General features: G+C 66.0%; 14 protein-coding genes, 2 tRNA genes and 1 pseudogene. 14 read left to right on the plus strand and 3 right to left on the minus strand.

Annotation, left to right across the window (positions count from 1 at the left end; all coding sequences use genetic code 11):
• The first annotated feature begins 44 nt into the window (after positions 1 to 44).
• The 11 genes from dusB (at position 45) to E3O28_RS04100 (ending at position 13,202) form a co-directional block, all read left to right on the plus strand.
• Positions 45 to 1,217, plus strand: coding sequence for a tRNA dihydrouridine synthase DusB (dusB, locus tag E3O28_RS04050; protein ID WP_104099986.1), 1,173 nt, complete (start codon positions 45 to 47; stop codon positions 1,215 to 1,217).
• Positions 1,210 to 2,460 (plus strand): deoxyguanosinetriphosphate triphosphohydrolase, encoded by a 1,251-nt coding sequence (locus E3O28_RS04055; RefSeq protein ID WP_174721875.1) that lies wholly within the window; start codon positions 1,210 to 1,212, stop codon positions 2,458 to 2,460. The genes dusB and E3O28_RS04055 overlap by 8 nt, the downstream gene beginning before the upstream one ends.
• Before the next feature lie 94 nt (positions 2,461 to 2,554).
• Positions 2,555 to 4,417: a DNA primase gene (gene dnaG / locus E3O28_RS04060; RefSeq protein ID WP_134415239.1), complete on the plus strand. Its 1,863-nt coding sequence runs from the start codon at positions 2,555 to 2,557 to the stop codon at positions 4,415 to 4,417.
• A gap of 166 nt (positions 4,418 to 4,583) precedes the next feature.
• Complete coding sequence (locus E3O28_RS04065) at positions 4,584 to 6,221, plus strand: ABC transporter substrate-binding protein (RefSeq protein WP_134343379.1); 1,638 nt, start codon at positions 4,584 to 4,586, stop codon at positions 6,219 to 6,221.
• A 118-nt stretch (positions 6,222 to 6,339) separates the two neighbouring features.
• On the plus strand, positions 6,340 to 7,419 hold the full coding sequence (locus tag E3O28_RS04070; RefSeq protein ID WP_233194008.1) for an ABC transporter permease: 1,080 nt from the start codon (positions 6,340 to 6,342) through the stop codon (positions 7,417 to 7,419).
• A 1-nt stretch (position 7,420) separates the two neighbouring features.
• The gene (locus E3O28_RS04075) at positions 7,421 to 8,497 is read left to right on the plus strand and encodes an ABC transporter permease (RefSeq protein WP_104099981.1); all 1,077 of its coding nucleotides are present in this window, start codon (positions 7,421 to 7,423) and stop codon (positions 8,495 to 8,497) included.
• The gene (locus E3O28_RS04080) at positions 8,494 to 10,182 is read left to right on the plus strand and encodes an ABC transporter ATP-binding protein (RefSeq protein ID WP_104099980.1); all 1,689 of its coding nucleotides are present in this window, start codon (positions 8,494 to 8,496) and stop codon (positions 10,180 to 10,182) included. The genes E3O28_RS04075 and E3O28_RS04080 overlap by 4 nt, the downstream gene beginning before the upstream one ends.
• 4 nt (positions 10,183 to 10,186) lie before the next feature.
• The gene (locus E3O28_RS04085; RefSeq protein WP_134415240.1) at positions 10,187 to 11,107 is read left to right on the plus strand and encodes an ATP-binding cassette domain-containing protein; all 921 of its coding nucleotides are present in this window, start codon (positions 10,187 to 10,189) and stop codon (positions 11,105 to 11,107) included.
• Complete coding sequence (locus tag E3O28_RS04090; RefSeq protein WP_134415241.1) at positions 11,091 to 12,098, plus strand: D-isomer specific 2-hydroxyacid dehydrogenase family protein; 1,008 nt, start codon at positions 11,091 to 11,093, stop codon at positions 12,096 to 12,098. The genes E3O28_RS04085 and E3O28_RS04090 overlap by 17 nt, the downstream gene beginning before the upstream one ends.
• A 64-nt stretch (positions 12,099 to 12,162) precedes the next feature.
• Positions 12,163 to 12,235 (plus strand) — tRNA-Asn (locus tag E3O28_RS04095).
• Positions 12,236 to 12,323: 88 nt separating this feature from the next.
• Positions 12,324 to 13,202 carry an ATP-binding protein gene (locus E3O28_RS04100; protein WP_134343382.1) on the plus strand — a complete coding sequence of 293 codons (879 nt, stop codon included), beginning with the start codon at positions 12,324 to 12,326 and terminating at the stop codon, positions 13,200 to 13,202.
• 40 nt (positions 13,203 to 13,242) lie between these two features.
• On the opposite strand, the gene def is transcribed toward E3O28_RS04100, so the two are convergent.
• A complete protein-coding gene (def, locus tag E3O28_RS04105) occupies positions 13,243 to 13,809 on the minus strand; it encodes a peptide deformylase (protein WP_104099976.1) in 567 nt (188 codons plus the stop codon).
• Positions 13,810 to 13,850: 41 nt separating this feature from the next.
• On the opposite strand from def, the gene E3O28_RS04110 reads away from it, so the two are divergent.
• The 3 genes from E3O28_RS04110 to E3O28_RS04120 all read left to right on the plus strand — a co-directional run bounded on the left by E3O28_RS04110 (position 13,851) and on the right by E3O28_RS04120 (position 16,366).
• Positions 13,851 to 14,765 (plus strand): DMT family transporter, encoded by a 915-nt coding sequence (locus tag E3O28_RS04110; RefSeq protein WP_104099975.1) that lies wholly within the window; start codon positions 13,851 to 13,853, stop codon positions 14,763 to 14,765.
• Between the two features lie 174 nt (positions 14,766 to 14,939).
• On the plus strand, positions 14,940 to 16,193 hold the full coding sequence (locus tag E3O28_RS04115; protein ID WP_233191246.1) for a glycosyltransferase: 1,254 nt from the start codon (positions 14,940 to 14,942) through the stop codon (positions 16,191 to 16,193).
• Positions 16,194 to 16,292: 99 nt separating this feature from the next.
• Positions 16,293 to 16,366, plus strand: a tRNA-Ile gene (locus E3O28_RS04120).
• Between the two features lie 1,050 nt (positions 16,367 to 17,416).
• Here E3O28_RS04120 and E3O28_RS04125 read toward each other — a convergent pair.
• Together E3O28_RS04125 and E3O28_RS04130 are read right to left on the minus strand one after the other, a co-directional pair.
• A pseudogene (locus tag E3O28_RS04125) lies at positions 17,417 to 18,660 on the minus strand (IS256 family transposase).
• A gap of 81 nt (positions 18,661 to 18,741) precedes the next feature.
• A complete protein-coding gene (locus E3O28_RS04130; RefSeq protein ID WP_134415242.1) occupies positions 18,742 to 19,521 on the minus strand; it encodes a hypothetical protein in 780 nt (259 codons plus the stop codon).
• Between the last annotated feature and the right edge of the window lie 2 nt (positions 19,522 to 19,523).

Raw genomic sequence — 19,523 nt, forward strand, 5'->3', positions numbered from 1 at the left:
CGGGTCGTCAGGTAGGCGTCCCGGCGTGGGGGAGAATTGAACGGATGACTTCCGTAACCCAGACCAGCCCGGCGAACCTCACGATCGGCCCGCTCACGCTCGACGTGCCCGTCGTTCTCGCGCCCATGGCAGGGATTACCAACACGGCGTTTCGTCGTCTGTGCCGTGAATACGGCGCAGGCCTATATGTCAGCGAGATGATAACCTCTCGTGCGCTGGTCGAACGCACGCCGGAGTCGATGCGACTGATCAACCATCACGAGAGCGAAAAGACCCGCTCAATCCAGCTGTACGGCGTGGACCCGAAGACCGTCGCCGAGGCGGTCACCCTGCTTGTGGCCGAGGACCGGGCCGACCACATCGACCTCAACTTCGGCTGCCCGGTTCCCAAGGTCACCCGCAAGGGCGGCGGCGCCGCCCTGCCCTGGAAGCTCGGGCTCTTCCGTCAGATCGTCGAGGGTGCCGTCACCGCGGCCGGTGACGTGCCGGTTACCGTCAAGATGCGCAAGGGCATCGACTCCGATCATCTGACCTATCTGGAGGCTGGCAAGGCGGCCGAGGGCGCCGGTGTCGCGGCCATCGCCCTGCATGCCCGCACGGCCGCCGAGTACTACTCCGGCCAGGCCGACTGGTCCGCCATCGCGACCCTCAAGAAAACCGTCACCAGCGTGCCCGTGCTCGGCAACGGTGACATCTGGTCCGCCGAGGACGCCCTGCGCATGGTCGCGGAGACCGGCTGTGACGGCGTCGTCGTCGGGCGCGGCTGCCTGGGCCGCCCCTGGCTGTTTGGTGACCTCGCCGCGGCTTTCCGCGGCGGCGAGTTCGGCGCGGCGGCTGCCAGGATCCAGCCCAACCTGGGCCAGGTCGCCGACGCCTTCCGCCGCCACGCGGTGCTCTTGACCGAATTCTTCGAGAGCGAGGAGCGAGCCTGCCGGGACATCCGCAAGCATGTGGCCTGGTATTTCAAGGGCTACCCGGTCGGCGGCGACCTGCGGGCGAGCCTGGCCTCGGTCGTCTCGCTCGCGCAGCTCGACGATCTGCTGGGCACCCTCGACGGCGATCAGGACTACCCCGGCGAGGGCGCCGAGGGGCCCCGGGGTCGGGCCGGCAGCCCGAAGAAAACCTCACTTCCTGAACACTGGCTCGACTCCCAGGAGCTGGTGTCGGCGGAACGCGCCAATCTGACCGAAGGTGAAGGGGACACAAGCGGTGGCTAATGAGACCGGATACAGCAGGCACGACGAGGAACGCTGGCTGCCTGAGGAGCACGGCTCCAGGCGCAGCGATTTCGCTCGCGACCGGGCCCGGCTTTTGCACTCGAGCGCTCTGCGCCGGTTGGCCGCGAAGACCCAGGTGCTGAGCCCGGCCGCCGGTCTCGATTTCGCGCGCAACCGACTCACCCATTCTCTCGAGGTCGCCCAGGTCGGGCGCGAACTCGCTCTGCGGCTGGGCCTCGACCCGGACATCGTCGACACCGCCTGCCTGGCGCACGACATCGGCCATCCGCCCTTCGGCCACAACGGCGAGAAGGCCCTCAACACCTGGTCCGCAGACATCGGCGGCTTCGAGGGTAACGCGCAGACGCTCCGCCTGCTCACCCGACTCGAACCCAAGGTCTTCGGCCGTCACGGCCGCAGCTATGGGCTCAATCTCACCCGGGCGAGCCTCGACGCGAGCTGCAAATACCCTTGGCCGGCCGACTCGTCGGTCGCCGATCCGAGCGGCCGCGCCAAGTACGGCTTCTACCCGGACGACAGGGAGGCCTTCGAGTGGATGCGCTCCGGCGCCGCGGAGCGCCGGCGCTGCATCGAGGCGCAGGTGATGGACCTCTCCGACGACATCGCGTATTCCGTGCACGACTTCGAGGACGCCGTCGTCAACGGCTACATCGACGTCGGCCAGCTCGGCAGCCGGACCAACCACGAGTCGCTTCTGGCCACGATGACCGAGTGGACCGGCGATGGTCTCTCCGAGGAGGACCTGGCCGACGCCTTCGACCGGCTGGACTCGCTCAACGCCTGGCTTGAGACCTGGTCGGGCAGCCGCCGCGACCAAGGCCTGCTGAAGAACTTGACCAGCCAGCTGATCGGCCGCTTCAGCGGTGCCGCCGTGCGCGCCACCCGCGACGCCAACCCGGGGGGCGACCTGATTCGGTTCGGCGCCCACGTGGTCGTGCCGCGGGAGGTCGAGGCGGAGATCGCCGTGCTCAAGGGCATCGTGGCGACCTTCGTGATGACGCGACAGACCCGCAAGCCCATCTATGTGGAGCAGAGGCAGGTGCTCACCCTGTTGGCGCGCACGCTGCACGCGACGGGGGACGAACACCTCGACGCGGGATACCGGGAGGACTGGCACGCAGCCGCCGACGCCGCAGCCCGCAAACGCGTCGTCGTCGACCAGGTCGCCAGCCTTACCGACCAGTCCGCGCTGGCCTGGTACGAACGCCTGGTAAAGCACTGACCCGCGCGAACAACAGCACGGACAGCACGGGCAGCACCGCACAGAACGACGACACTACACCGAACACCGACACGGGCAGGACTAACATTCAGCTATGGCAGGCCTGATTCGACAAAACGACATCGAAGAGGTCAAGTCCCGCACCAACATCGCCGACATCGTCGGCGACTACGTGAGTCTCAAGTCCGCCGGCGTGGGATCGATGAAGGGGCTGTGCCCCTTTCACGACGAGCGCAGCCCAAGCTTCCACGTGCGCCCACAGGTCGGTTTCTACCACTGCTTCGGTTGCGGCGAGAGCGGCGACGTCTACTCCTTTCTGCAGAAAATGGACCACGTCAGTTTCAGTGAGGCCGTCGAACGGCTCGCCGGCCGGGTCGGTATCGAGTTGCACTACGAGGGCGGCGCCGGCGAGGCTCCCGACCACACCAATCGGGCCCGCCTGTACGCCGCCAACCAGGCCGCGGCCGACTTCTTCGTGGAACGCCTCGGCAGCCCCGGCGCCCTGGTCGGGCGTACCTTCCTCGGCGAACGCGGCTTCGACTCCCTCGCGGCCGCCCGGTTCGGGGTCGGCTTCGCCCCGAAAAGCTGGGACGAGCTCACCAACCACCTGCGCGCCAGGGGGTTCTCCACCGAGGAACTCACGCTGTCCGGTCTCGTTTCCAGCGGCGACCGCGGCGTGTACGACCGGTTCCGCGGCCGCCTGGTCTGGCCGATCCGGGACATCACCGGGCAGACCATCGGCTTCGGGGCGCGTCGGCTCCTCGACGACGACAAGGGACCCAAATATCTGAATACCCCCGAAACGCCGATCTACCACAAGTCCCAGGTGCTCTACGGGCTTGACCTCGCCAAACGCGACATTTCCCGAGGCCACCAGGTCGTCGTCGTGGAGGGATACACCGACGTCATGGCCTGCCACCTTGCCGGGGTGACGACCGCGGTCGCCACCTGCGGCACATCCTTCGGGGTCGATCACATCAAGGTGCTGCGTCGCGTGCTCGGCGACGACAGCGGGGTCGGCGAGGTCGTGTTCACGTTCGATCCGGATGCCGCCGGCCAGAAGGCCGCCGTGCGCGCATTCAGCGAGGAGCAGCGTTTCTCCGCCCAGACGTATGTGGCCGTCGCGCCCGAGGGACTGGACCCGTGCGACCTGCGACTGCACCGCGGCGATGACGCCGTGCGCCGACTGATCGACTCGAAAAAGCCCATGTTCGAATTCATGATCCGGCAGTTGCTCGGCCAATACAACCTCGACACGGTGGAGGGTCGCGTCGCCGCGCTTCGCGCCGCGGCGCCGATCGTCGGCGACATCCGTGACCCGACCCTGCGACCCGGTTACACGCACGAGCTGGCGCGCATGCTCGGCATGGAGCTCGGCGAGGTCGGCAAGGCCGTCTCCGCCGCCCTGTCGCGCTCCCGGAGCATCGGTACGGCCACTCCGGGAGCTCGGCCGGGGGAGAACGAGCCGGTGCCCCGGGAGCAGCCGTTCTCCATGATCGACCTGGCGACCGACCCCGTCACCCGGCTGGAACGCGACGGCCTGATGGCCATGCTGCAGCGCCCTACCGTCGTCGGGGTGGATCTGATCCAGCGCGCCGCGGCCACGAACTTCGTGAACACCTCCCTGGCAGTGGTGCGCGACGCCATCGCGGCCACCGCGCCCCACCACGACGCCGTCGACTGGCTCGACCGCATCGTCGCCGAGGTCCCGGCCACGCTGGAAAACCTGGTCAAGGAGTTGGCGATGGCTTCCCTGCCCGAACGGTCCGAACGCGAAATCGGCCGCTACGTGCGCGACATCACCGTGGCCCTGATCGACCGGGACCTGCTTCGCCAGAAAGCCGAACTGCTCGGTCGGCTCCAGCGCGCGGATGCGACCAATCGCGACGTCTATGTGGCACTCCAGCGGGAGCTGGTGCGAGTCGAGGCCGAGCGCCGCAACCTCCGGGAGGATTAGACCGGGCTCGTCTCGCCCGGCTCCTCCTTGGTTGCAGCTCGATAAAGATGCATCGTATTGCGCCGGGACACCGCGCATTCTGTGCTATTTCTTTTCCTACAGCAATGCTGGCCGTGCACGATTCCTGCGCCCGGCATCGGTTTTCTAGAGGAAGAGGCTCACGGCTATGGCATTCTCATCCACTTCACGCGCGAGAGGGCTCAGTGCCGCCGCGGTTGTCGCGGTCGCCGCGTTGACCCTGGCGGGCTGCTCCGCCGGCGGAACCGACGACGAGACCAGCTCGGGTGGCGAAGCCATCACGATCGGCACGACCGACAAGATCACGTCGCTCGACCCGGCCGGTTCCTACGACAACGGCTCGTTCGCGGTGCAGAACCAGGTCTTCCCATTCTTGATGAACACGCCCTACGGCAGTCCGGACGTCGAGCCCGACATCGCCACGGCCGCCGCGTTCACCAGCCCCAACGAGTACACGGTCACCCTCAAGCCCGGTCTGAAGTGGGCCAACGGCAACGAACTCACCTCCTCCGACGTCAAGTTCACCTTCGACCGCCAGCTGGCGATCGCGGACGACAACGGCCCCTCCTCGCTGCTCTACAACCTGGACAGCGTCGCGGCCCCCGATGACACCACGGTTGTCTTCACCCTCAAGCAGGCGGACGACCAGATCTTCCCGCAGATCCTGTCCAGCCCGGCTGGCCCCATCGTCGACGAGGACACCTTCTCGGCCACGAAGCTCACGCCGGACCAGGACATCGTCGACGCCAACGCGTTCGCCGGCCAGTACGTCATCACCAGCTACGACTTCAACAACCTGGTCGGCTACAAGGCCAACCCGGACTACGAGGGTCTCCTGGGCGCGGCCAAGACCGACGTCGTCAACGTGAAGTACTACGCCGACGCCTCCAATCTGAAGCTCGAAGTGCAGCAGGGTGATATCGACGTGGCGTTCCGTAGCCTGTCGGCCACCGACATCGAGGACCTGCGCGGCAACGATAAGGTCAAGGTCGTCGACGGACCCGGCGGCGAACTCCGCTACATCGTCTTCAACTTCGACACCCAGCCGTTCGGCGCCAAGACCGCCGAGGCCGACCCGGCCAAGGCCCTTGCCGTGCGCCAGGCCGTGGCCGACCTGGTCGACCGCGACGAAATCGCCGAGCAGGTCTACAAGGGCACGTACACCCCGGTGTACTCCTACGTTCCCGCCGGACTGACCGGTGCCACCGAGTCCCTCAAGGGCCTCTACGGCGACGGTGAGGGTGCCCCCGACGTCGACAAGGCCGCGGCAACCCTCAAGGCCGCCGGCGTGACCGGTCCGGTAAAGCTCAACCTCCAGTACAGTAACGACCACTACGGCCCGTCGTCCGGCGACGAGTACGCCCTGGTCAAAGACCAGCTGGAAGCCTCGGGCCTCTTCACCGTCGACCTGCAGACCACCGAGTGGGTTCAGTACTCGAAGGACCGCACGACGGATGTCTACCCCATCTACCAGCTCGGTTGGTTCCCGGACTACTCTGACGCCGACAACTACCTGACCCCGTTCTTCCTCGAAGGCGGCTTCCTCAAGAACCACTACAGCGACACGGTGGTCGACGCCCTGATCCTGAAGCAGGCCGTCACCGCCGATCCCGCCGAGCGCACGAAGCTGATCGAGGAGATCCAGGACAAGGTCGCCGCGCAGCTGTCGACCGTGCCGCTGCTCCAGGGCGCCCAGGTTGCCGTCACCGGCCCCGATGTGACCGGAACCAGCGACACGCTCGACGCGTCGTTCAAGTTCCGTTACGCGGCACTGGTCAAAGGTTAGTTCGTCAACCGGTTAGCATTTTCTAATTTGAAACCCGGGGGCATCCAGCCGCTTGCGCGCTGGGTGCCCCCGTCACGTTCTAATCGCACAGTCCTATCGTTAGGCAGGAATGACCACTGTGACCACGCGCCCCCCGTCGCCCCGCGCGACGGGACGCAAGAAACGTCCCGCAACTGACGGCGGGATCGGCCGGTACATCCTGATCCGTTTTCTGCTGATCTTTCCCACCATCTTCATCCTCGTGTCCATGGTCTTCTGGCTGATGCGCACGACCGGTGACCCGATCACGGCCGCTCTCGGCGGGCGTCTCGGGCCCGAACAGCTGGCCGAGCGCATCCAGGCCGCCGGCTACGACCGGCCCATCTTCGTGCAGTACATCGAGTACCTGGGCCAGGTGTTCACCGGCAACTTCGGCACGACCATCAGCACCAACCGTCCCGTCTCCGAGATCCTGGTCACCTATGGGCTGGCCACGTTCGAGCTCGTGTTCTACGCCCTCGTCGTCGCGTTCATCGTCGGGATTCCCCTGGGCATGGTCGCCGCCTATTGGCGGGACAAATCCGCGGACGCCTTCCTCCGGGTTTTCGCGATCCTCTGCTACGCCACGCCGGTGTTCTTCTCCGGGCTGTTGTTCAAACTCGTCTTCGCCGTCTACCTCGACGTACTTCCCGTCTCCGGGCGGGCCTCGACCGGTTCCGAGCTGCAGATGCAGCTGTTGCCGAACCAGACCGGCCTGTACACGATCGACGCCATCCTGACCGGGGACCCGACCGTGCTCGGGGACGTTCTCGAGCATGCCGTGCTCCCCGCGCTGACGCTCGGGCTGCTCACTGCGGGGGTCTTCCTCCGCCTCGTGCGCACCAACGTGATCGGAACCCTCGGCACCGATTACGTCGACGCCGCTCGCTCGCGTGGGGTGAGCGAGTTCCGCCTGGTGCGGAAGCACGCCTACCGGCCGGCCCTGATCCCGATCATCACCGTGATCGGCCTCCAGATCGCCCTGCTGCTCGGCGGCGCCGTGCTGACCGAGACCACCTTCGAATGGAAGGGCCTGGGCTTCATGCTCTCCGAGTTCCTCAAGGCCCGGGACTTCGTGGCCGTGCAGGGGATCGTCGCCCTGCTCGCCGTGATCGTCGCCCTCTCCAACTTCGTCGTCGATATCATCGCCGCACTGATCGACCCGAGAGTGAGGTACTGAGATGAGTGACGCCACCGTGATCTCCGCCCGGCAGAAGCGCAGCGTCTGGTCCCGCCTCCCCGTCGTGCACCAGCTCAGGCAGAGCATCGGACTCCAGCGCGGGATGCTGGTCGCCGGCCTGGTGATCACCACTCTCTTTGTGCTGACCGCCATTTTCGCCCCCGTGCTCGCGCCCTACGGCTTCAGCCAACTGCGCGACGCCGACGGCGCCTTCGGAGCCCAGCAGCCGCCCGGGGGCGCGCATCCGCTGGGCACCACCGTCAGCGGCTACGACGTGCTCTCCCGGGTGCTGTGGGGTGCCCAGACCGCCCTGTTCGTGATCATTGTGGCCGTCCTGCTGTCGATCTTCGCCGGGGTGTTCCTCGGACTGGTGTCGGGCTATTTCGGCGGCTGGCTCGACCGGATCCTGGTGGTCGTCTCCGACGCCGTCTACGCGTTCCCATCGCTGCTTCTCGCCATCGTGATGTCGATCGTCATCTCCGGGGGCAAGTCCAACCTGATCGGCGGTGTGCTGGCGGCGGCGATCTCGATCACCGTGGTCTTCATCCCGCAGTACTTCCGAGTGATCCGCGCCGAAACGGTGCGGATCAAGGCGGAGGCCTACGTGGAATCCGCACGCGTGCTGGGTGCCGGCAGCGGCCGGATCATGTTCCGGCACGTGTTCCGCAATGCCACCCGCACCCTTCCGCTGATCTTCACCCTGAACTCGTCGGAGGCCATCCTGACCCTCGCGGGCCTCGGCTTTCTCGGGTTCGGCATTGAACCGACGGCCGCCTCCGAGTGGGGCTACGACCTCAACAAGGCCCTCTCGGACGTCACCAGCGGCATCTGGTGGACGTCACTGTTCCCCGGCCTGGCCATCGTGCTCGTCGTGCTCGGCATTACGCTGGTCGGCGAAAGCCTCAACGACCTGGCCGATCCCCGCCTGCGCGGACGCCGCGCAGTCGGCCAGTCGGCCGGGATCGTCGCGCAGACCTCGGTCGTTCCCGGTGGCACCCTCGTCGCCGGCCCCGGCGGGCTCGGCGGACTGGAAGGCACCGCAACCCATCCCACCGAAGGACTCGAGGACCGACCATGACCGACGTGCTCACCATCACCGATCTGGGCATTTCGTTCGCGACCGACGCCGGAGCCGTTCGGGCCGTTGACGGCGTCACCCTGCGGGTCGCTCCCGGCGAGGTCCTGGCCATCGTCGGCGAGAGCGGGAGCGGCAAGACCGTCACCGCCAAGACCATCCTCGGGCTGCTGCCGGAGACGGCGACCGCCTCCGGGGCCGTCATCCTCAGCAGCAAGGACGGCTCGAGCGAGAGCAACGTCATCGCGCTCAGCACAGCCCAGCTGCGGCAGGTTCGCGGCACCGACGTCTCCATGGTGTTCCAAGAACCCTCGACCGCGCTGAACCCCGTCTTCACGGTGGGTTGGCAAATCATGGAGGGCATCCGCGCGCACGGCCAGTTCAGTCGCAAGGAAGCCCGCAAGAAGGCCATCGAGATCCTCGGGCGGGTCGGTATCCCCGACGCGGAAACCCGCGTCGACTACTACCCGCACCAGTTCTCCGGTGGCCAGAAGCAGCGCGTCGTGATCGCCATGGCCCTGGTGCTCGACCCCGGCCTGATCGTCGCCGACGAGCCGACCACGGCGCTCGACGTGACCGTGCAGGCCGAGATCCTGGACTTACTGCGCCGCTGCCGCGATGAATTCGGCACGGCGATCGTGCTCATCACCCACAACATGGGCGTGGTCGCAGACCTCGCCGACCGGGTTGCGGTGATGTACCAGGGCAAGGTCGTCGAAGAGGCGGATGCCCAAACCCTCTTCCGCTCGCCGCAGAACGACTACACGAAGAAGCTGCTCGCCGCCGTGCCTCACGTGGGCCAGGGGGTCGTGCACGCCGCCGCCCGTGCCACGGCCCGCGCGGCCGGCTGGGAGCAGCAGGCGCCGGTCGTCGTCGCCGACCAGCTCCGAATCGAATACCCCGGCCGGCTCGGCCGGTCCGGTTTCACCGCCGTCGACGGCGTGAGCTTCCTGATCCGGCCCGGTGAGGTTCTCGGTCTGGTGGGGGAGAGCGGTTCTGGCAAGACCACGATCGGGCGGGCCATCGCCGGCCTGACCCGGGTGACCGGTGGCTCTCTGACCGTGATGGGCCACGAGATGAACGGGTTCAAGGAGCGTGCGTTCCGGAAGTTCCGCAGCGACATCGGGTTCGTCTTCCAAGACCCGGCGTCGAGTTTCAACCCGCTGCTGACCATCGCCGACTGCGTCGCTGAACCGCTGGTGGTGCACGGTCGGGCGAAGAACGCCGCCCACGCTCGCCCGCGGGTCAACGAGCTCCTCGAGGCCGTGCAGCTGCCGCGTGCCTACGGCGACCGTTACCCGCACGAGCTGAGCGGCGGCCAGCGCCAGCGCGCGAGCCTGGCGCGGGCGCTCGCCCTGGAGCCGCCACTGCTGATCGCCGACGAGCCCACCAGCGCTCTCGACGTCTCCGTGCAGGCGCGGGTGCTGGAGCTGTTCGCCGAACTCCAGCGGGAGTTCGGCTTTGCCGCGCTGTTCATCAGTCATGACCTGGCTGTCGTCGACCTCGTCGCGGACCGGATCGCGGTGCTGTACCGAGGAAAACTGGTCGAGGAGGGCACCAGCGCCGAGGTTCTCGGTGCACCCAAGGATCCCTACACCCAGCGGCTCCTGGCCTCCTTGCCCGTGCCGGACCCGGCCGAGCAGGCCCTGCGCCGGGAGGGACTGCGCCGGCTGCGTGAGGCAGGATAGACACATGATCCGCGGCGCCGCACCGACAAGTCCGACCAGTCCGACAAGTCCGATCTCCACCAGTGACCTGACGGTCGAGTACCCGCCCCACGGTGCCAGCGGCGCATTCACGGCCGTGCGTGGCCTTACCCTGCAGGTCGGGGTCGGCGAGGTGCTCGGACTTCTCGGGCAGAGCGGTTCGGGCAAGAGCACGCTGGCCCGGGTTCTGTCGGGCGCCGCGTTCAGCCACGGCGGCGGAGGCACCGGCGACGTTCGACCAGAGATCACCGGGGGAGAGGCGACGGTGCTCGGGTACCGGCTCCGCGGCATCCGTCGGCGCAAGCTGGCCCGGCTCACCTTCGGGGTGGGGCACCTCGCCCAGGATGCCGCCGAAACGCTGCCCTCGACTCTGACGGTGGCGGAGATCGTGGCCGAGCCCGTGCTCGACCGAGACCGGCGCTACGACCGGCACATCCTCGACGAGCAAGTGGCGACCATGGTCGACGCGGTGCGGCTTCCGTTGTCGGTGCTCACCAAATTCCCCTACGAGCTGAGCAATGGTCAGCGTCAGCGGGTGGCGCTGGCCCGGGCGCTGGTATTCGGGCCGTCGGTCCTGATCGCGGACGAGCCGACGGCCGGCGTCGATGCCACCGTCCGGGACGCCGTGGTCGACCTGATCGGCGAGCTGCAGCGCGAGCGGGCCTTCTCGGCGCTGGTGATCAGTTCCGATCTCAGCGTGCTTCGCCGGGTCGCAGACCGAATCGCCGTGCTGCACCAGGGCGTGCTGGTGGGGCTGGGCACGATCGACGAGGTGTTCGACGACCCGTGGCATCCGTATGTCGCCGGCCTGGCTGCGGCTCTGATGGGGGAGGCGCCGGACGAGGAGAACGACGACGACAACTACGATTACGAGAGTGAATCCGACGAACATGTCATCGAAAACTGAATCCGTGCAACACCAGGCCGTTCTCACCGACGAGGTCACGCCCCTTCCGGCGCACCGACGACCGGCCCCCGGTCCGATCACCATCCTGCCGCGGCCGGAACCGGCCTTCTCCCGGGCGGTCGAGGCTGCCGGGGGAACCGTGACGGAGCTCTCCGGCGAGACCCGCGGACTGATCTGGCTGGACTACGGCCGGGCCGACGAGCTGCGCGCCACCCTGCACGCGCATCCCGGCATCGGGTGGGTGCAGCTCCCCTGGGCGGGCGTCGACGCCTTCAGTGGGGTGCTTGCCGGCCTGGACCGCCCGGACCTTCTCTGGACCAGCGCGAAGGGCGCGTACGCGCAGCCCGTCGCCGAACACGCCCTGGCTCTCACCCTGGCGCTGTTGCGGGTGCTGCCGAAGCGCGCTCGGGCCGAGGGCTGGAGCACGCTCTCCGAGGGGCGCTCGCTCTACGGCCTCAACGTGACCATCATCGGCGCTGGTGGGATCGCCCGTGAGCTGATCCGCCTGCTCGCGCCGTTCGGCACCCACGTCACAGTGGTGCGCCGCAGCACCGAGCCGGTGCCCGGTGCGGCTCAGACGGTGGTGACGGACGCCCTCTCCGGCGTTCTCCAGACCAGCGACGTCGTCGTCGTGGCGGCTGCGCTCACGGGCGGCACCCGCCACCTGATCGGCCGGGCCGAACTCGAGCTGATGCGGCCCGAGACCGTGCTCGTCAACATCGCCCGCGGCCCGCTCGTCGACACGGACGCTCTGGTGGCAGCGCTGGCCGCAGGAACCATCGCCGGCGCGGCCCTCGACGTGACGGATCCGGAGCCGTTGCCGCAGGGGCATCCGCTCTGGGCCGAGGCGCGGTGCTTGATCACGCCGCATTCGGCCGACACGCCCGAGATGACCGCCCCGCTCCTGGCCGAGCGGATTCGCCTGAATGTGGGTGCCTTCCTTGCGGATGGGCGGTACGTCGGGGTCGTTGACCCTCAAATCGGCTACTGACGGTTGACGCCGATTTGGCAGATCACCAACTTTTGATAAAGTAATAGAGCTGTTCAAGCGACATTCCTCGATAGCTCAATTGGCAGAGCAGCGCACTGTTAATGCGCAGGTTCTTGGTTCGAGTCCAAGTCGGGGAGCGAAAGGCCACCAAGGGCTCCACCCCTGGTGGCCTTTTTTGTATCCCGTTCACTTCCGTGCGACGCGGTCGCAGAAAAGGCGGCATCCGTGGAGTCCTGGCTCACCGTGAGCACCGTTCTGGCCGTGCTCGTCGTCGGGCTGCTCGCCCTCTGGCTGGTCACCCTTGTCCGGGCCCGGCGCGTGGTCTTCGACCGCACGGCGGCCGAACGGCTACGCATTGACCTGCAACTGTCTCTTGCCGAACAACAGGGCCGGCTCGGCATCATCCGGGATCTTCAGGACGTGGCCGTGCTGTCCGTCGCGCGGCTGATCACCCGTGCCGAAGGTGCCCGCTACACGGCCGAGAGCGACCCGTCCAGCGCCGTGCGGGTGGCGACGGCATTGGTCGACGATGGCCGGGTGGCGCTGGCCGACATGCGCCGCGTGCTGACGATCGTGCGCGAGGGTGAATCTGTCTCCGCCGCCCAGCCGGGCCTGCAGTCGGCGAAGGACCTGTTCCGAGTCATGCGTGACGCGGGCGTCACCGTGGTCTTCACCGAGTCAGGCGAGCGGTTCCCGCTCAAGCCGGGCGCCGAGCTGGCCGTCATCCGTATCCTGCAGAGCGCGCTGGCCAACACCCTCACTCATGGAGGACGAGGCACGGAGGCTCGGGTCACGATCTCGTGGACTCAGGACGGGCTGCAGCTGCTGGTCGCGGATGACGGCATCCGTGCGGTGGCTCGCCGGGACAGTGCCGACGCCGCCGACTTCGCCGCGCGCACGAAGTACACGATCGACGACGACCTCAAGGCGCTGAGTGCGAACGTAGCCGGGGCAGGCATCACCCAGATGCGCGAGCGCACCGCGATGTTCGGTGGCATCTTCAACGCCGGGACCGTGCCCGGCGTCGGGTTCACGGTCACGGCCATCTTCCCGTCATTGCGCTTCCACAACGGCATCCACGGAGTGGACCTCGACCGCGGCTGATTCTTTCGCCGGGCCAGCGGATCAGGCCGGGCCTACCTAGTCAATCTTCAAGGTTGTCGACGCCGGGCATCCAGCTGAGCCCGGGCGTGCCCCAGCCACGCTTGCGGGTCACCTTGAAGGCGATCTTGGCGTAGAAGTGCTCGAGGCGATCCACGTACAGGGTGCCGTCGAGGTGGTCGTACTCGTGCTGGAAGATGCGGGCCAGCCAGTCTTCGGCGTGAATCTCGAAGGGCTTCTGCTCAAGGTCCACCGCGCGCAGGCTGGCGGAGGGGGAGCGTAGCAGCGGGAAGCGTTCGCCCGGGTAAGACAGGCAGCCCTCGACGTCCTCGTTCTCGTCGGCCTCGCCCGAGGGAACCGGGGTGATCCACAGTTCCGGGTTGATGGCCGCGCCACGCCACAGGTGGCCGTCGTCATCGAGGTAGTTGTAGGTGAAGAGCCGGAGCGGCACTCCCACCTGCGGCGCCGCCAGACCGACGCCGGGCGCGGCATCCATTGTCTCGAACATGTCCCGCACGAGTTCATGCAGATCATCGTCGAAATCAGTGACGGGAAGGGCGGGGAAGTGGAGAACGGGATCTCCTGAAATTGCTATCGAACGAACGGCCATTCTTCAAGGATAACGGGCCGGTTCTCGATAGGCTCGTTTGAGTGAACCCCGACCTGACCGACCTGGCTGCGGAAATCGCAATCAATCCGCGTCAGGCAATCGGGATTCCGCTCGCCCTGGTGGGTGCCGTATTCCTGTCGCTGGGAGCTCAATTCCAGCATCGCGGCGTCACGAAGGTCGAGGCCAAAACGGCTGAGGTCACCGGGGGACTCAACCCGCGCCAGTTGATGCTGCTGCTCGGTCGGCCTTCCTGGGTCTTCGGCACGATAATGCTCGGGCTGGCGATCGTTTTCCAGCTCTCCAGTCTGGCCTTCGCCCCCATCATCATGGTTCAACCGCTCGGCGCCGTCGCCCTCGTGATCACGTCCATCCTGAACTCCCGCATCACCCGGGTCCCCGTCAACCGCGCGTCGAAGATCGCGATCGCGATGTGCGTCGGCGGCGTGGCCCTTTTCGTCACAGTGGCCGCGTTCACCGCCGTGGACAAACCAGTCACCGACGGCAACCTGATCACGATCCTGATCGTGCTCGGCGTCGTGTTGTCCCTCTTCGGCGTCGCGTTCCTCAAGCTGCGTACCCAGTTCAAGGCGATGTTCTACATTGTCGGCGCCGGGGTGCTCTACGGGTTCGTCGCGACGCTGGCCAAGGTCGTCATCAACCGAACCCAGAACGGCAACTTCGAGTGGCTGACCCTGACCTGCGTCATCGGGCTTTTGCTGGCGGCGGTGCTCGGCGCCTACTTCGTGCAAAACGCTTACGCGTCCGGCCCGCCGGACCTGGTCATCGCCGGACTCACCGTGATCGATCCGCTGATCGCCGTCGGCATCGGCATCGTCGTTCTGGGCGAGATCGAACAGGCTCCGCCGTGGGCGGCTGTCGCCTTCCTCGTCGCGGGTGTCGTCGCCATCGTCGGGGTCTTCCTGTTGGCCCGGTATCACCCTCTCGCCGACGACTGACGGCGCTCCAAGCACTCCGTTGGGCGTCCGCGTGGGCGCGCCGCCCCCGGTATGGCTGTTGCAGCACCGGATTAGAATAGGGTTCTAGAAGACTTCGTCAGCGTACGCGCCGTCGAAAACATGATTTCTCGCCGGATGACGAACTCCGGCTCACTTACGTTGGGACATTGTCTTTTGTCAGATTTGACCGATTTGCCGAGCGAGTCGTGCCCCCGCGAGCCGGCGAAGAAGCCTCTCCGCATCCTGATCGCGGCGGACACCTTTGCCCCCGACGTGAACGGCGCGGCCCGGTTCGCCGAGCGTCTTGCCGCCGGGATGGTGGGCCGCGGGCACGAAGTGCACATCATGGCTCCAGCCGCGTCACGCAAGTTCGGCACGTGGACCGAGGTGCATGAAGGCCAGCCGATGGTCGTGCACCGTCTGCAGAGCTGGCGCTGGTACCCGCACGATTGGCTGCGGTACGCCCTGCCGTGGTTCATTCCGCGAGAGACCCGGAAAATCCTTGATACGGTCAAGCCGGATGTCGTCCATTTCCAGTCCCACATCAACGTGGGTCGTGCCGTCACGATCGAGGCAGCGAAGCGCGGCATCCGCATCATCGGCACGAACCACTTCATGCCAGAGAACATGCTGGAATTCACCCTTGTCCCAAAGGGCCTGCACGATCGCCTCATCAAGGCCGCCTGGCGGGCTGCGAGGCGTACCTACGGCCGGGCGGAAGCGGTCACCACACCGACCCTGCGAGCCGCCCAGTTCCTGGAGCGCTACACCGGCCTCGAGGGCGTGCTGGCGATCTCATGCGGCATCGACGCCCACAACTACTCGCCGACTTTCGCGCCACGCACCGAGAACCGCATCCTTTTCGTTGGCCGCGTGACCGGCGAGAAACAGATCGACGTGCTGCTGCAGGCCGTGGTCCTGCTCTCGCCCGACCTCAATGTGAAGGTGGAGATCGTCGGTGGCGGCGACCAGAAGCGCAACCTTGAACATCTGTCGCAGGCGCTCGGACTCAGTGGTCGGGTCACGTTCACGGGTTATGTGACGGATGCCGAACTGGCGACCGCCTACACCCGCTCGACGGTGTTCGCGATGCCGTCGATCGCGGAGTTGCAGAGCATCGCGACTATGGAGGCGATGGCGTCTGGATTGCCGATCGTGGCCGCCAACGCCATGGCGCTCCCACACCTCGTGCACGATGGCCAGAACGGCTACCTGTTCGAGCCCGGAAACGCTCAGGACCTCGCCGACAAGCTCACGACAGTTCTGACGGCCGCACCCGACGACCTGAACGCGCTCAAAAACAGTTCCCTCCGGCTCATCGGTGTGCACGACATCAACCGCACCCTGAACACGTTTGAGTGCCTGTATCGCGGGGAACCGGTTATCGACGCGGTCACTTCCGACGCGGCCGCCCGCGGCGCGGAGTAGGCGGGCGAGCCCGCCTTTCGAGCCTGTATCGTTGAACCCGGTGATCAACCCGATCACCACAGAATCGGTCGCACACTCGTCAGAGCAGTTGCGTCGATTGGGGCGGTAGCTCAGCTGGTTAGAGCAGCGGACTCATAATCCGTCGGTCCCGGGTTCAAGTCCCGGCCGCCCTACTGCAATATGCTGGTCAGATGTCATATTTCTGTTTTTGTTTATTTCATGTTTGAAATCAGCTACCTATGCAGCTACCTGGGTCATTTCGTGGGCGTTTTTTCAATCCCCAAAGAATGACTGATGTCCGCGGAACCAGGCTTTGGAGAAGCTGCTTTCGGGCCTCATTCTTGATGAGTTTTTGGCTGGTAGAACACGGGAAGGCGGGAACGGTGATCGTTCCCGCTGCGGGGCTGCGCGACAACGACCTCATTCCCGGATCGTCGAATTCATCGTGGAGCAAGACGGCGACGTCCTCGAACTCCTGCTAAACGGACGCATCTGTTCCTCAAAGAGCACTGGGAACACGCGCTGCACGCAAGTACAGATTCCGGTGGGCGGTCGATGATGATGATCAGCCGGGCGGAGTTCTCGACGCCGGCCCTAGTAGTCAGTTCAAGTGTGATGCCACTTCGCCCCAAACCGGCTTCTTCGATCCTCATAGGAATAGACGACGCTGAGTGGACCTGGGATCCCAGCGTTCCTCATCGGAGGGAACAACGACGTCCTGCAGAGGCCGTCGATCGTTGATCGTTGTGCGTCGAGAGCGTCCTTCGTGGACGACCAGTCCATGGCCTCTAGGTACGTGTACTCGTAGAACACAACTGAATAAACTCCAGCCGGCAGCCGGCAGCCGGCAGCCCGCGGTCGCCTGTGGATTCCTCCAATGATCCGCTGATGCTCACTTCGGAGTACAGCCCCGGAAACTGGCCCCTAAACTGCGGGATGGTTGCCCTCTCCGCCTCGACCTAGGCAAGCAACGCCTCCGCGTTCTCGACTTGCGCGTCGTCAGCCTGTGCGGTGCGCTGCTCGGCGTACGAACCAGAGCCCGAAGGCACGGAAGCCGACGAGCACGCGGTGGGTTTGTCGGCTGGTTTATTGATCCATGCCGTCTCGGGAATGGACAGGATCTTTGGTGCCTGATTGGTGCTGAATCGCTCGGGGAAGCGTTTCCGTGCCGGGTCACGTCCCGCTGAGTGGTGGAATTTCTCAACACCATGCAGGTCAGTAGTTTAGGCGGCGGCGAGTTCGGGGAGGATCACCGCCTCGTCGAGGACCTCGATGGGGTTGTTCATGACGGCCAGCTCGAGCATCGAGGCCTCGGAGAAGTAGCGTCTTTCGCCGGCTTCCCACTCGTCGTGCTGCTCGATCAACACCGACCCGGCCAGGCGCAGCAGGGCCGCCGCGTTGGGGAACACGCCGACGACGTCGGTGCGGCGTTTGATCTCCTTGTTCACCCGTTCGAGCGGGTTCGTGGACCAGATCTGGCGCCAGTGCCGCCTCGGGAAGCCGGCGAAGGCGAGGAGGTCGGGTTGCGCGTCGACGAGCATCGCCGCGACCTTCGGGTGCGAGCGGGAGAGCATCGTGGTCACCTCGCGGAACTGTTTCTCGATGTGCTCGCGGTCGGGCTGGGCGAAGATGGTGCGGATGATCGAGGCGACCATGTCCTGCGATCCCTTCGGCACCACGACGAGGACGTTGCGCATGAAGTGCACCCGGCAGCGCTGCCAACCGGCGCCCTGGAACACGGTCCCGATGGCCTTCTTCAGGCCGGTGTGAGCGTCAGACATGACCAGCTTGACCCCGTCGAGGCCGCGAGTCTTCAACGACCGCAGGAAGCTGGTCCAGAAGCCCTCGTTCTCGCTGTCACCAACGTCGAAGCCGAGGACTTCCCGGCGTCCGTCGGCCGCGACGCCGACCGCGACGACGATGGCCTGGGACACGATCCGGTGGCCGACGCGGGCCTTGCAGTAGGTCGCGTCGAGGAACACGTAGGGGAAGTCTTGCGCGGAGAGGGTGCGGTCGCGGAACTCGGCCACCTCAGCGTCCAGGCCTGCGCAGATCCGGGACACCTCCGATTTGGAGATCCCGGTGTCAGCCCCGAGCGCTTTGACGAGGTCGTCGACCTTCCGGGTCGATACACCGTGAACGTAGGCCTCCATCACGACCGCGAACAACGCCTGGTCGACCCGGCGGCGCCGCTCCAAAAGCGCCGGGAAGAAGGAGCCGGCGCGCAGCTTCGGGATCTTCAGGTCGAGGTCCCGGCCGTCGTCGTCAACGTCCGCGGCCGGGTGCCGTTGCGGTGGGTGGTGCGGTCGCCGGAGCGTTCGAACGGGGCGGCGCCGATGAACGCGGTCGCCTCCGCATCGATCAGTTCTTGATACAAGGTTTCGGTCGCGACGCGGATTCGGTCGGTGACATAGGTGAGTTTGAGTTCTCCCAGCAGGTCAAGCAGGGCAGACTGGTCTAGAGCCATCGTGTGGTGTCCTTTGTGAGTTGCTTTAGTCGGTACTCACTGACCATCCCACGGTGGCTCTTCACGTTGACGAAGCAACACTCAGAAGCCGGAAACCACACCACTCACGGGGACGTAACCTGTTTTGAGTGGTATGCCCAGTGTCCAAGTGACGACTTTCAGCCCGCGCCAGTCCACGCTGATTCGCAGTCGTGCGAACGCCAGCATGGGGACAACCAGAACAAGTAAGACCACTGCGCCAAGGATGTCTGCTCCGGCCGTGTCTTCACGGGCCGTGAAAATGAGGATGCTCAGTGCTGCGGCGAGCATCGCAAGGCTCACCATTTCGAACAACGGGACCGTGACGTTCGTGATCCAAGCACCGGTCTCTGTCGGCGCAAGTACGACCTCCACCGGGGGCTGTTCTGGTTCAGCGTTCACCCACCGATGCGCGATAAGGAAGAAGATGATGCCGTACCCCATCAACGCCATGAGAAGCAGGAGCCATGCTCCGACGTGCGGTTCGGTGCTGGTGCCGGAGGTGATTATTGATCCGGCAACCATCAGCCAGGATCCGCATGCCAGGCCGGCCGCGAACCCTCTCCACAGATATGTCTTGCGGCGCCCGGCGGCCGCGCCCTGACGGAGCGCGAAGGATGCGATGAGGGCAGAACCGAAGCACACCGAGGCAAAGAGAACGATCGCGGACCCCGTCGGCCAGGTCGAACTGACCCCATCGCTGTCCCACTGACGGGGCAGTTCGGTCGGAAGCTCCTCGCGCCAGAGGAGCCAAGTCGTGACGACAACGGCGAGAGGCGCCCAAAGCGTGACCGCAGCGATGACGTCACGAGCGCGTGTCTGGCCGGAACTGCCTGCATCCATAG

This window comes from Cryobacterium sp. TMT2-14 (assembly GCF_004402465.1).
Classification (GTDB): Bacteria; Actinomycetota; Actinomycetes; order Actinomycetales; family Microbacteriaceae; genus Cryobacterium; species Cryobacterium sandaracinum.

What these genes read in the sequence shown, in the direction of transcription:
- E3O28_RS04080 (WP_104099980.1), top strand. Translation starts at nt 8,494, where the DNA reads ATGACCGACGTGCTCACCATCACCGATCTGGGCATTTCGTTCGCGACC.
- E3O28_RS04130 (WP_134415242.1), bottom strand. Translation starts at nt 19,521, where the DNA reads ATGGATGCAGGCAGTTCCGGCCAGACACGCGCTCGTGACGTCATCGCT.
- dusB (WP_104099986.1), top strand. Translation starts at nt 45, where the DNA reads ATGACTTCCGTAACCCAGACCAGCCCGGCGAACCTCACGATCGGCCCG.
- E3O28_RS04090 (WP_134415241.1), top strand. Translation starts at nt 11,091, where the DNA reads ATGTCATCGAAAACTGAATCCGTGCAACACCAGGCCGTTCTCACCGAC.
- E3O28_RS04075 (WP_104099981.1), top strand. Translation starts at nt 7,421, where the DNA reads ATGAGTGACGCCACCGTGATCTCCGCCCGGCAGAAGCGCAGCGTCTGG.
- def (WP_104099976.1), bottom strand. Translation starts at nt 13,809, where the DNA reads ATGGCCGTTCGTTCGATAGCAATTTCAGGAGATCCCGTTCTCCACTTC.
- E3O28_RS04085 (WP_134415240.1), top strand. Translation starts at nt 10,187, where the DNA reads ATGATCCGCGGCGCCGCACCGACAAGTCCGACCAGTCCGACAAGTCCG.
- dnaG (WP_134415239.1), top strand. Translation starts at nt 2,555, where the DNA reads ATGGCAGGCCTGATTCGACAAAACGACATCGAAGAGGTCAAGTCCCGC.
- E3O28_RS04065 (WP_134343379.1), top strand. Translation starts at nt 4,584, where the DNA reads ATGGCATTCTCATCCACTTCACGCGCGAGAGGGCTCAGTGCCGCCGCG.